Annotated in this window: 11 protein-coding genes and 1 pseudogene; 11 read left to right on the top strand and 1 reads right to left on the bottom strand. The window is 62.6% G+C overall.

The annotated features are described in order from the left end of the window. Positions 1-160: 160 nt before the first annotated feature. The 11 genes and pseudogenes from OMP38_RS12890 (at position 161) to OMP38_RS12845 (ending at position 10631) form a co-directional block, all read left to right on the top strand. Entirely contained in the window at positions 161-520 is a 360-nt protein-coding gene (locus tag OMP38_RS12890; RefSeq protein WP_277565526.1) for a hypothetical protein, read from the top strand. Between the two features lie 94 nt (positions 521-614). After that, the gene (locus OMP38_RS12885) at positions 615-1367 is read left to right on the top strand and encodes a P-loop NTPase family protein (RefSeq protein ID WP_277565525.1); all 753 of its coding nucleotides are present in this window, start codon (positions 615-617) and stop codon (positions 1365-1367) included. Further along, on the top strand, positions 1349-2584 hold the full coding sequence (locus tag OMP38_RS12880; RefSeq protein WP_277565524.1) for a TadA family conjugal transfer-associated ATPase: 1236 nt from the start codon (positions 1349-1351) through the stop codon (positions 2582-2584). Before OMP38_RS12885 ends, OMP38_RS12880 begins: the two co-directional genes overlap by 19 nt. Next, on the top strand, positions 2581-4191 hold the full coding sequence (locus tag OMP38_RS12875) for a type II secretion system F family protein (protein ID WP_277565523.1): 1611 nt from the start codon (positions 2581-2583) through the stop codon (positions 4189-4191). Before OMP38_RS12880 ends, OMP38_RS12875 begins: the two co-directional genes overlap by 4 nt. 27 nt (positions 4192-4218) lie before the next feature. Then, positions 4219-4434, top strand: coding sequence for a Flp1 family type IVb pilin (locus OMP38_RS12870; protein ID WP_277565522.1), 216 nt, complete (start codon positions 4219-4221; stop codon positions 4432-4434). A gap of 119 nt (positions 4435-4553) precedes the next feature. Next, positions 4554-5174, top strand: coding sequence for a hypothetical protein (locus OMP38_RS12865; RefSeq protein ID WP_277565521.1), 621 nt, complete (start codon positions 4554-4556; stop codon positions 5172-5174). A 1013-nt stretch (positions 5175-6187) separates the two neighbouring features. Further along, positions 6188-7498 (top strand): hypothetical protein, encoded by a 1311-nt coding sequence (locus OMP38_RS12860; protein ID WP_277565520.1) that lies wholly within the window; start codon positions 6188-6190, stop codon positions 7496-7498. Then, positions 7461-8426: a hypothetical protein gene (locus OMP38_RS12855; RefSeq protein ID WP_277565519.1), complete on the top strand. Its 966-nt coding sequence runs from the start codon at positions 7461-7463 to the stop codon at positions 8424-8426. Before OMP38_RS12860 ends, OMP38_RS12855 begins: the two co-directional genes overlap by 38 nt. A gap of 2 nt (positions 8427-8428) precedes the next feature. Further along, positions 8429-8926 (top strand): A24 family peptidase, encoded by a 498-nt coding sequence (locus OMP38_RS12850; protein WP_277565518.1) that lies wholly within the window; start codon positions 8429-8431, stop codon positions 8924-8926. Positions 8927-8968: 42 nt separating this feature from the next. Then, a pseudogene (locus tag OMP38_RS35830) lies at positions 8969-9439 on the top strand (DUF6382 domain-containing protein); the annotation flags it as partial. Positions 9440-9842: 403 nt separating this feature from the next. Next, the gene (locus OMP38_RS12845) at positions 9843-10631 is read left to right on the top strand and encodes an FHA domain-containing protein (protein ID WP_277565517.1); all 789 of its coding nucleotides are present in this window, start codon (positions 9843-9845) and stop codon (positions 10629-10631) included. 4 nt (positions 10632-10635) lie between these two features. Here the strand turns inward: OMP38_RS12845 and OMP38_RS12840 are convergent, their stop codons facing one another. Further along, positions 10636-11550: a TIGR01777 family oxidoreductase gene (locus OMP38_RS12840; RefSeq protein WP_277565516.1), complete on the bottom strand. Its 915-nt coding sequence runs from the start codon at positions 11548-11550 to the stop codon at positions 10636-10638. Between the last annotated feature and the right edge of the window lie 25 nt (positions 11551-11575).

The following is an 11575-nucleotide window of genomic DNA, read 5'->3' as shown; positions in this document are numbered from 1 at the left end:
CGAACGGGTTCGAAAAAGGATTGACGACGGGCGCCCGGCCGTGATAATTTAGAAATATATTCAAACGTACGGCATGCGGAAGCACCGCTGATTTCGATGGGGACATCGAAATTGGCGGTGCTTTTTTGTCGTTGCCGGCGAAAGGGAGGAGTTGGGAAAGATGGGGATTCGGCTGGTCGTCGCCGCGCCTCAGCCGGGATACGCGAGCCGGCTGGCGCTTTATTTGAAGGAACGGGATCCGCAAGCGGAGATCGCGGCTTTCACCCATGCGGACGCGCTTGAGCGTTATTTGCAAGCTGGGCGCGGAACGGATCTGCTAATGGTGCAGCAGTCGCTGCTGCCCGCTGTCCGGCAGATGCCGCCGGGCGGCGCGAAGGTCGTCGTACTTACCGAAGGCGGGACATCGGGGGAGTACGATGGACTGCCTGCCATCGCGCAGTATCAGTCGCTCCCGCGCCTCTCAGCGGAGATTCGCAGGCTTGTAGGGGCAACTTCGGACAAGCCGACGGAGGGGGGCTGAGCTATGGACCGTCTATTCGGCCGGCGGAGGCGCGGGCAAGACGACGCTTGCGCTTAATATTGCCCGACAAGCTTCGGAGCGCGGATATAGCGTCATGTATTTGAATTTGGAGGCGCTCAGCGGCATCGGCCCGCTGCTTGGCGGTGGAGAGCCGGACGGGCTGTCCCGGCTGCTGTACGAGCTGTCGGCGCATCCGTCATCGGCTCAGGCGCGGATTCGCGGTCTTGACGCGCGGAGATCGGCGATCGGCGCGGGCTGCCTCGAGTCGGCCGACAATCCGGCCGAGCTGCTGGCCATGACGCCGGAGCGCTTGGAGACGCTGATCGAAGCGCTGCGCCGTTACGGCGGCTTCGATCTCATCATCGCAGATCCCGATGGCGGCTTCGCCGCTTGGCAGCAGCGTTTGCTTGAGCTCAGCGGCAGGATTTGCTGGATCGCGGCAGACGACGCCCAGCTGCTTCGCAAGACGGAGTCGATGCTCCGGGAGTGGGGCGATCGGCTGCCCGACCTTTTCGGCAAGTCAATGTACATTCTGAACAAAGCGTTGGGGGAAGCATCGTCTGACATGATGCGCTTGACCGGTGGAGCACACTGGCAGTCGCTGCCTTATGTTCCGCAGTGGAAGCGCGTCTCCGACATCGGCGCGCTTCTGGGGTCGGGCGCGTTTGCCGGCGGCGTCGACCGTCTGCTCGACGCGCTGGGCTATGCCGGGCCGGCCGGACGTTCCGAGCCGCCGGACCTATCGGCCTATGCGCTGCGACCCGAGGGGCGCCGTTCGGGCGACGGCGAGCTTCGCGAGCCCGTAGCGGCGGGAGGCGGCGGTTACGCATGGTCGGCGCGGGGCTGAGGCCGGACGAGATCGCGGCCGTACGCGAGCGCGTCCGGTCCAGGCTGGCGTGGGATGCGGCCGTGAGCGATGCCGAGCTGCGGGCGCTCATCGAAGGCGAGCTGTTCGCGGAGCCGCGCATGAGCCGGCTGACTTCGGCCGAGCGCGAAGCCGCCGTGAGCCGATTGTTCCATTCCTTCAGAGGCTTGGATGCGCTCCAGCCGCTGCTCGCGGATCCGGACGTCACCGAGATTATGATCGTCGGCCACGATCGGATTTTTTTCGAGAAAGGGGGGCGGCTCCAGCGCGCGCCGCTCGGCTTCGAGAGCCGCGAGCGGCTGGAGGACCTGATTCAATCGATCGTCGGGCAGGTCAATCGGATCGTCAACGAAGCGTCTCCGATCGTGGACGCTCGGCTGCCGGACGGCTCCCGGGTGCACGTCGTCCTGCCGCCGGTCGCGCTTCAAGGTCCGACCGTCACGATCCGGCGGTTTCCGGCCCGTCCCCTCGGCATGGACGAGCTGGTGAAGCTTGGCGCGATCTGCGCGGATGCCGCGGCGCTGCTGCGGCGGCTCGTTCAGGCCAAGTACAACATTTTCATCAGCGGCGGGACCGGTTCGGGCAAGACGACGTTTTTGAACGCGCTCGCCCGTTGGATACCGCACGACGAGCGCATCATTACGATCGAGGACGCCGCCGAGCTTCAGATCCCGGGCATCGCGAACCTCGTCTCGCTGGAGACCCGGAACGCGAACACCGAAGGAAAAGGTCGGATCGGCATGCGCGAGCTCATCCGGGCTTCGCTGCGGATGCGGCCTGACCGGATCATCGTCGGCGAGGTGCGCGGCGAGGAGGCGCTGGATATGCTGCAGGCAATGAATACCGGGCATGAAGGCTCGTTGTCCACCGGCCATGCCAATACGGCCCGCGACATGCTGTCTAGGCTGGAGACGATGGTGCTCGGCGGCTCGGAGCTGCCCGTCCCCGTCGTGCGGCGGCAGCTCGCCTCGGCGCTGGATATCGTGGTTCACCTGAGCAGATTGAGGGACGGCAGCCGGCGCGTCGTCGAGATCAGCGAGATCGCGGGTCTCCGTGATGGAGAGGTGGAGCTGAACCCGCTCTACTTGCTGAAGGAGGAGAGCGGGACGAGAAGGGACGTTCTTCGTCGGGCGGGCGAATTGACGAATGTGCGCAAGCTTCGCGGTTGGTTGGAAGCGAGCGAGGAGGTGACGGCATGAGCTTAACGGATTACCGCGTATATGCGCTCGGCCGATCCGAGCGCATATACGCGATGGCGGGAGCCGCCTTCGTCGGTTTCGCGGCCGTATGGCTGCTGTATCGCCAGCCTTGGGTCGCGCTGCTCGCGACGCCATGCGGCTGGTACGGACCGAGGCTGGTTGCCGGACATTTACGGCGGCGCAGGCAGGAGCGGCTGCGGCTGCATTTCAAGGACATGCTGCAGACGCTGTCGTCTCTGCTGTCAGCCGGCCGCTCGGTCGAGACCGCGTTCGGCGCGCTCGAAGCGGACATGGCGATGCTGATCGGCGATCCGCATGCGCCGCTGCTCCGGGAGATTCGCGCGGTGACGAACCGGCTGCGCAACGGAGAGCCGCTCGAGCAGTCGCTGAGCGATCTTGCCTTACGCAGCGGCGTCGAGGAGATCGGGAATTTCGCAGAGGCTTTTCGCATTTGCAAGCGCTCTGGCGGGGATCTCGTCGAGGTCATGCGGCGCACCTCGGGGTTGATCGCGGAGAAGCTCGAGGTCGAGCTGGAGGTCAGCGTCTTGATCGCCCAGAAAAAATTCGAGTCCAGGCTCATGATGGGCATGCCGTTTGGCTTCGTCGGGCTGCTCGGCTTTTTTTGCCGGCGATTATATGCAGCCATTGTATCGGGGAGGCGGGCTGCTCGTACTTACTTTGTGCTTGGCCGCATTGGCAGGCGTATGCGCGTGGATGATGCGCATTATGGATATCCGATTATGATGCGCTTCGCGCTTGGAGGATTCGCCTTACTGCTGCTTTCGTGTCATGCAGCTTTGCTCGCGTACGTATATCGCAGTCGCGCTTGGAGCAAGCCTAGGCACTTGTTGCTCGATCCGATGCATGCGTTGATCGGCAGCAGGCGCTTATGGGCGCGCATCGCCCCGAGGCTGCATCGCGAGCAAGCGGCGTTGTCCGCTTTGTCAGGCGGGCGTGACGTCTCCGCCTTGCTGTCGCGGCATGCCGCCGTATGCGCCGCCTACGCGTATACGGCGCTGATGGGAGGCGCCATGCTCGGCTGGCTCGCGGATCGGGCCGAATTGCTGGGCCTTGGCGCGGCGATGGCGGTCTTGCTGCCGCTCATGAAACGAAAAGAATTGTACGGCAAGCTGGAACAGCGCAGGCACGAGATCGTCATGGAGCTGCCGGAGATGCTGAATCGGCTGCTGCTGATGGTGGGCGCGGGCGAAAATGTGCTCCGTGCGCTCGAGCATTGCCTCGAACGCCCGGCAGGCGCCCGGGACAGGTCGGGGCATCCGCTCTATGCGGAGCTCGAGGCCGCGGTGACGGCGGTGAAGCGAGGGGAGTCCTTCGTTTTCGCCTGGGAGGAATTCGGCCGCCGATGCGCCGTGCCCGAGGCGAGGATGTTCGCCACGACGCTGCTGATGAACGCAAGACGCGGCGGCGATACGTTCGTGACCGCGCTGCGGGAGCTGTCCCGTATCCTGTGGGAAAAGCGCAAGGCTGCGGCCAAGACGCTCGGCGAACGCGCCTCCTCCAGGCTCGCGTTTCCGCTCGTCGTCATTTTTCTCATTATTTTAGTCCTTGTCGGGACGCCTTCGATATTGCTGATGGCGACTGAATAATTTCATTTTCAATAGGAGGTTTATTACATGAATATTCGCCGTCTTTCATTCAAGCTCGGTACGTACGCGCGCGGCAAGCTGAACGCTTTCTGGAGGAACGAGGAGGGACTTGGCACGCTGGAGATCGTGCTGATCGCGGCGGTGATCATCGCCATCGCCATACTGTTCAGAGATTGGATTCTGGATTTCCTGGATCGGCTGTTCGGCAAGGTCGAGGACAAGTCGGATTCGTTTTTTAGTTAATAGAGATGTTCGGCTTTATTCGTCTTCATGCCGCTCTTCTCTCGGTCCGTCATCGTTGGCAAGGCTATATCTTCTCCTTATGGCGTCAGACCTCCGGGTCTTATTCGCTGGAGGCGAGCATGCTGATGCCGACGCTGCTGATCGTTACGTTTTTGCTCCTGTTTTATGCGCTGTTTACCGCCCAGAACGCGATCGTCCATTACAAATCCGCCGTTGCGGCGGAAAGGGCGGCCTTTAATTGGAGTCACGCGGAAAGCGAGTTCGCGACAGGCGCTTACGAGGACGGCCGGTACGACGGATTGTACTGGCGTCTGACCGACGACGCGCTGCTGCAAGGTCTATTTGGCTGGACGGCGGACGAGTCGGCGGATTCGCTGACTTTCCCCGGAGCGACGGATCCTGGAGACCGTCTGACGCTGCGCAAGCTGCACCCGGCCGTCGAAGCGATGGCCGTTAATTGGCGCGGCAGCATCCGTTACGAGCGAGGCGGCCTCCAGCGGGAGATCGCGGTCTCGGCGGAGGATCCGGGCGAGCTAAGCCCGCTAGCTTTGCTGCGCGGTTCATCGGTTGCGTCGTCCGAATCGTCGGCTCCGGTGACGGAGCCCGCGGAATGGATGCGTACGTTCGACCTTGTCCGTTACTACACGGGCAAGGTGAAGCGGGAGGGAGGCGGCGCCGAGACCTATATCGGCAAAGCAGGCTCTATATTGGGGAGGAAGGCGGATGCGCAGTCGCAATAAAGCCTGGGGATACGGAGGGGTTAAAAATCGCCTGTTCCGGTTTGGACGAGCGTCCTCGGGAGCCGTATCCATATACATGGCGGCGGTGATGGCCGCGATGATCTTTCTGACGGGAACGCTGATCGATTTCGGCCGCATCGCGGCTTTTCGCCAGCAGGCGGAGCTGTCGATGAAGGCCGGCGCAAGAGGCGTATTGTCCGCATACGATCCTGCGCTATACGAGCGGTACGGCTTGTTCGCGATCGGAGGCAGCGCGCCGGAAGCGCTGCTCTCCGAAGTGCTAGAAGGGCATCGGGATCCGGAGGATGCGGCCGCGTTGCGTTTGCTCGATACGGCTTGGCGCGACGAGGAGGTCATCGAGAGCCGGCCGCTCGGTTCCCACGCCGTGTTCAAGCGTCAGGTACTGGAGGAGATGAAGTACAAGGCGCCGATCGACTTGACGCTTGACTTGGCTTCGCGGTTCAAGGGGTTGCCTGCTTTGATGAAGGAAGCGAAAAAAACGTCCGATCTGCTCGAAGACATGCGTCAGGCTTACGAGAAACGCGAGGCTGCCTTAGATCGCGCGCTGAACCGCCAGATCGAAGCGGGCGAAGCTATCGCGGACGCTTTCGAAGCGATCGTCCCGCGGCCGCCGGTATCGATGACGGGAAGCAGGTCGGCCGGCGACGTTCAGGATATTGCGGACGCGGCTTTAATGTACGGCGATTATGCGGCGAAGCGAGCCGAAGATGCGGCCAGAGCCGAAGCCCAGCGTCAGCGGGAGGCGGAGAAACTGCGCCGGGAGGCGGAAGAAAAATTAAATGGGGCCTCACCCTCGTCGGGAGCATCCCCGTCGAATTCGCCGACGCCCGCTTCCTCGGACGGGCCGTTGTACGCCGCGCGGATCGAGGCCTACGAACGCGGGATCGCCAAGTTGGCTAGCCGGCTGCGGAACAAGCCGGTACAAGCTACGTCCACGCTGGAGAAATCGCTTGAAGCTGCCCTGAAGGATGCGGAGGAAGCCGAAGCGGCGAATGCGGAAATGTCGCGAATCGCGGCCGAAGCCGGGCGCGCTGCCGATCAGCCTGCCGATTGGCCGGCGGAGACAGGCGAGGGGGAGCTTCGGAGGCGGCGAGGCGGGCTCTCTGCAAGAACTTCGGCGCACTGCCTCGGACCTGGTATTGCCCGACGATTACTGGAGCCGCTACAAGGAAGAGCTGGAAGGCATCCGCAGTGAAGGCGCCGGCTTGCGCGAAGCGGCGCAGTCGATGGCGGTCTCCTTGGACGCGGCGCCAGGCTCGTCCGGCATGGACGGGGCGCTGCGCGGCAGTGCGGACCGCCTTCAATCGCTGCTGGCAGGCTTCGCTGACAAGTATGGAGGTTCGGGAAGCGTCACGGCCGGACGTCGCGAAGCGCTTAAGTCTCAAAGATCGGGCGAGGAGGAGCGCCGTTCGCTGGAGAATCAGTCGCGGACCGCCTGGTCGGGCGCTACCGCCTTTCTCGCCACGCTCGCAGGCATGCGATCGTCGCCGGAGGAGAAGCAGGCATTCGAACGGCTGGATTGGCTGTACCATCGAAACTTAACTTGGAACGAAGGCCAGGAAGAAGCAGCCCCGGCCCGTCTTCCCTCGGATGCGTCAGAGGGACGCAAGGCGGCTTTCGCATCCGCGGACGGTTGGCTGGATGCGCTTGGAGACGGCGTGACGGGGATGCGTGACGCCGTCTATTTCGCGGAATATTCTTACTCGCGTTTCTCTACGGCAGAGCCGTCCGAAGTGCGATCGATGCTGGACGGGGGCGGAGAGGGCCTGCTGATGCCAGGCGAGCAGGAAAACGAATACGTATTGTACGGACTGCGCAATCCGGCGGCGAATATTGCGGCTGCATACGGAGAATTGTTTGCGCTGCGCCTCGCGATCCGTACGATGGAAGGGCTGATCGAATGCCGCTCTTACGGGCATCCGCTGGTCGTGCTTGCGGCTGCCGCGCTTTACGGCATTACCGAAGCGCTGAAGGATATTCAAGGCCTGCTGGACCGGGGCGTCATAACCCTGTCCAAATACGCGAAAATCGATACTTTCTATAAGGATTACATCCGGCTGTTTTTACTGCTGCACGGTAGCTCCGACGGGCAGACGGCCCGCAGGATCGCTTTGATCGAGGCCGCGCTCGACGTAGATCTCCAGGAAGCCTATACCTACGCAGGCGCGCGAGGCGTCGCCTCGGTGCGCTTATGGTTTTTGCCGGGCGCCGCCAAACTCGCGGGGAAGAGCGTATCCTGGCAGGGGACGGTGAAGGGAAATCGCTATGAGACGGCTTTTTCGGCGGATAGCGCTTATCAATAAAAAGCAGGCGGGCAGCGAGGGAAGCTTGACGCTCGAAGCCGCGCTGACCATGCCGACGGTCATGATCTGCGTTCTCTTCTTAATCTACTTGATTCACGCCTCGATTGTCGCCATGGCGCTTCAAGGCGCTCTGTCCCAGACGGCCAGGCAGACCGCGGCGATATGGTACCCCTTATCCGAAAGTATGGCAGAAGCGGGCGATGCTGCAGGCGCGGGCGCGGACGCAGGCGCCTATACGCGCTGGAAGGAACGGCTGGCGGGGCCTCAGGAAACGGTCGGCAAGCTTGCCTCTTATTTGCCCGAACCGCTCTCCGATTGGGCGGAACGCTTCGCTTCAGGGGACTGGTATCCGGACGCCCTTCTGGCGAAGGAAACGCTGGAGCCCCGCGTCGCCGACAGGCTAAGCAAGTCCATGCTGCCCGCTTCGCGAATGAAGCTGGTCCGCGTTGATTTGCCGGACGCACGGGATCCTGCCAAAGCTTATTTGACGCTGGAAGCGGAATACAAGCTGCCGTTTTCGTTCCCTTGGTCCGGGCGGCCGCTCATTGTTCGGGCTTCCGTCAGGGAGCGGGTTTGGACGGGGGGAGAGCGGCTTGCCGGGGCAGCTCCGGAGCCAGGCGGCGAAGCGGGCTCGCTCGGTTTCGTTTCGCTCGAGCCATCGCCCGTTCAGCGCGGGCGCAGAGTGACCTTGGTTTTACGGGCGGAACCCGGTGCTGCAGTCGATCTCAAGGTTGTTTACAAAAGCGGCCTAAGTCAAGCGAGGCATCTGGGCGCGGCGACGGCCGACGCGACAGGGCGCGTCTCTTGGACATGGCTCGTATCGGGCAACACGACGCCGGGCGATTGGGCATGGGAGGCCTCTTATAGCGGAGGGAGCCTTCAACAGCGTTTCGAGGTGCAAGCCAAATCCGCCGGAAAGGGAGGATAACCGTGGATACGATCGTAATGTCGGCGACGGCAGCGCTGCTTCTTCTCGCCTGCTGGAGCGATATCAGGCGAATGCAAATATCCAATTTGCTGTGCGTCACTTTCGCGGCGGGCGGCTTTATCTTTCAAATTGCCGCTTACGGCCCCGCTCGCGTCTGGTGGACGATCGGAGGAATCGCCGCCGGGGCGATTCCGTTTGGGCTGCTTCATATCGCCAAAGGCCTGGGTGCCGGGGACGTTAAGTGGTTCGCCGCATACGGCGCATGGGCCGGCGCTTCTTCGGCGCTGCACCTGGCCGTCTTTTCGCTGTTGTTCGCGGGCGGGATCGCCGCGCTCTTGCTAACGTTAAAAGTGCCGATCGTACGTCCATGGGCGCTTAAGTTCGATTGGCCGTGGGGATCGCATCCGTCGTACGCGGGCAAGGGCGCGAAGTTTCCTTTTATGCTGGCCGTCGCGCCTGCGTACGTCCTGCTTGCGTTCTCCGGGGGGATAACGCAATGAAAATGTAACGACGGTCGAACGAGGACGATAAGGAGGGGAATCATGAACGAGCTGAAGACGAGATTCGAGCAGCGGCGGGGGCTATGGATGGTGCTTGAACGGACGTCGGCGCCATGGCGGCGGGAGGATCTGGACGCTGTCCAGACGGGTATGCTGCAGGCATGCGAGATACCCGGTCTTCTGCCTTTGACGGTAGAAGAAACGGATGGGCGAATCGGGCTGCGTTATCGGCTGGCAGGCAGCAAAATGCTAAGCCAGACGCTCCGGGCCGAACGCTGGACGATGACCGACGCGATGGCTGCTTTGTGCAAGCTGGCAGAAACGGCTGAGCAGTGCCATGACCATATGCTTGATTTTACTCGCCTGTTGCTGCGAGACGAATACATTTTCGTGGGGAGCGGATGGCATGACTTGCGGTTTTCCTATTTGCCGCTTGCAGACGACGCACCGTCGGCAGATAACGAAGGGGGACTTGAGCGCCTAATCGTCAGATGGGTCATGCGCGCGGAAAATCCGGACGGCGCAGCCTTGCAGCAACTGCTCGGAATGGCGGCTTCGGAAGGCTTTGTCCCCTCGTCATTGCGTGCCTTCGCTCGACGCTATCTGTGCGAGCGCGCGGAAGAACGCGCCGGACGCATAAGCCAAGCCGCGGATCAAAAAGAGGGGATGTTCGTTCGAATAGAGCAGACCTCGACGCCTGCCGCAGTCCAATCGGAAGGGAAGGCGCGCGCGGGGGCGATCGGGGTTTTACCTCGGCCGGACTGGCCCGGCTTGGCGCCATCCCGGACGCCCGTCCGAATGGAAAGGGAAGCCGGCGATTCCTCATGGCATCGCTTGAATGCCCTCTCGCCCGAGCATAGTCCGGGCATAGCCGTTGTCGGAGGGGGAAGTAGATGCGGCGGAAGGAACCGGCCTGATGCCAGGCGGCATGAGCGCCGCCAGGTGGCGCTCATGGCTCGTGGCGCTGTCCGCGATCGCGGCAGGCATTGCGTGGAAAACCCTTTACGCGGGCGCCCCGGGCACGCGCGGGCTCGCGCTGTCTCTAGGCGCAACGGCGGCTTGCGCGGGCTTATGTTTGTTATTGTGGAACGGATGGACACGGAAGGAGGGGGCGGAATCGTATCGCGAGATTGAGGCCGGCCCCGATTCGAGCGAACCGGCGCCGGATCGGATCGCTTCTTTTCCGGCATGGCCGGAGCCCAAGGCAGAGGAGAAATCTCGCGCGCCGGACGTCGTAACGTTCGCGAGATTCGAATCCTACTCCGAAGAATCGGATAGCTCGAGGGCGGCGTCTGAGCCCCCCTTTAATGATCGTCCCCAGACGGAATGGCTGCCTGCCAAGCGGGAAGCGACGGAGCTGTTGGCTTCGCCGCAGGCGGCAGCTTCCGCGGTATGTTACCTGGAATGGGAGTCCGCGGAACGGCCGTGCAAAATACCGCTGAAAACCGAATCCCTCGTGATCGGACGTTCCCGGGACGCGGCTCAGCACGTAGATGAATCGGGGGGCATGTCCAGAGCGCATCTGGAGATGATGCGTGAGCAAGGAAGATGGCTGGCCAAGGACCTGGGGTCTCGCAACGGCAGTTGGCTCAACGGCAGTCCGATGGCGCCGTACGAAGCTTATCCGCTCGAAGCGGGCGATTGCCTGCAGATGGCCGGATCGATCTACAGGTTCCATGCGCCAAGCGAGGCGCTGCGGAACTAGCGCACTAACGGCGATCCTTCAAGTCTCGAAGAGCGCCTTCCAGCTTGGGATGCCGGAAAACGTATCCGTGCGCCAACGCTTTGCGCGGAATCGCGAACTGCCCGGCGAGCAGCAGCGCGGACATCTCGCCGAGCGCGGCGCGAATCGCCCAAGCGGGCGCGTGAAGCCAATACGGGCGGCCAAGTACCTTCGCCAATGTCCTGCCGAAGGCGTCGTTGTCTACCAAATCGGGCGCGACCGCGTTGACGGGACCGGAGATCGCATCGATATCCAAGCTGAGCAAGATGAGCCCTACGATATCGTCGATGTGGATCCAGGGCATACCTTGCCGGCCAGAACCGAGACGGCCTCCGGCGAACAGCTTGGTCGGCAAGCTGAGCAGCGGGTACGAACCGCCGCCGTTGCCCAGTGCAAGACCGATCCGCAGCTTAACGATGCGTTCAATCGGGATGCGGTCGGCGGCAGCCTCCCACTGCACGATCGTCTCGCTCAAAAAATCCTCGGTACGCGGGGGCGCGCTCTCGTCGAAGGGCATAGGATAACGTCCGCCGGACGACTCCGAATGTCCGTAAAGCGAGATGGCGGAGGCATTCACGAGCACAGAAGGCGGGCTCTGCATCCGTGCGACGGCATCCGCGATGCGTCCGGCCGCTTGGATTCGGGAGGAAAGGATGAGCGCTTTGGATTTGGGCGTCCATCTGCGACCGATCGTCGCTCCGCTCAAATTGACGATAGCGTCTAGGGGTCCGGTCAGGCCAGGATCGGCCAGCCACGAATCCCAAGTCGCATAAAGCAAGCCTGCGGCTGGCGCCGCAGGCTTGCTCCGGGTTATGATCCATACTTCGTCTCCGCGGGCGGAGAGGGCTTCGGCCAAGGCGGAACCGATAAATCCGGTACCGCCGCACAGCACTGCGCGCATGGGCTCACCTCATGGGAATGACATG

Source organism: Cohnella ginsengisoli, assembly GCF_029525555.1.
GTDB classification, from domain to species: Bacteria; Bacillota; Bacilli; order Paenibacillales; family Paenibacillaceae; genus Cohnella; species Cohnella ginsengisoli.
This window is presented reverse-complemented; position numbering and strand designations above follow the sequence as displayed.

Coding starts and splice junctions, on each gene's coding strand:
- OMP38_RS12890 (WP_277565526.1), top strand. CDS start 161: ATGGGGATTCGGCTGGTCGTCGCCGCGCCTCAGCCGGGATACGCGAGC.
- OMP38_RS12885 (WP_277565525.1), top strand. CDS start 615: ATGTATTTGAATTTGGAGGCGCTCAGCGGCATCGGCCCGCTGCTTGGC.
- OMP38_RS12880 (WP_277565524.1), top strand. CDS start 1,349: ATGGTCGGCGCGGGGCTGAGGCCGGACGAGATCGCGGCCGTACGCGAG.
- OMP38_RS12875 (WP_277565523.1), top strand. CDS start 2,581: ATGAGCTTAACGGATTACCGCGTATATGCGCTCGGCCGATCCGAGCGC.
- OMP38_RS12870 (WP_277565522.1), top strand. CDS start 4,219: ATGAATATTCGCCGTCTTTCATTCAAGCTCGGTACGTACGCGCGCGGC.
- OMP38_RS12865 (WP_277565521.1), top strand. CDS start 4,554: ATGCTGATGCCGACGCTGCTGATCGTTACGTTTTTGCTCCTGTTTTAT.
- OMP38_RS12860 (WP_277565520.1), top strand. CDS start 6,188: ATGCGGAAATGTCGCGAATCGCGGCCGAAGCCGGGCGCGCTGCCGATC.
- OMP38_RS12855 (WP_277565519.1), top strand. CDS start 7,461: ATGAGACGGCTTTTTCGGCGGATAGCGCTTATCAATAAAAAGCAGGCG.
- OMP38_RS12845 (WP_277565517.1), top strand. CDS start 9,843: ATGCCAGGCGGCATGAGCGCCGCCAGGTGGCGCTCATGGCTCGTGGCG.
- OMP38_RS12840 (WP_277565516.1), bottom strand. CDS start 11,550: ATGCGCGCAGTGCTGTGCGGCGGTACCGGATTTATCGGTTCCGCCTTG.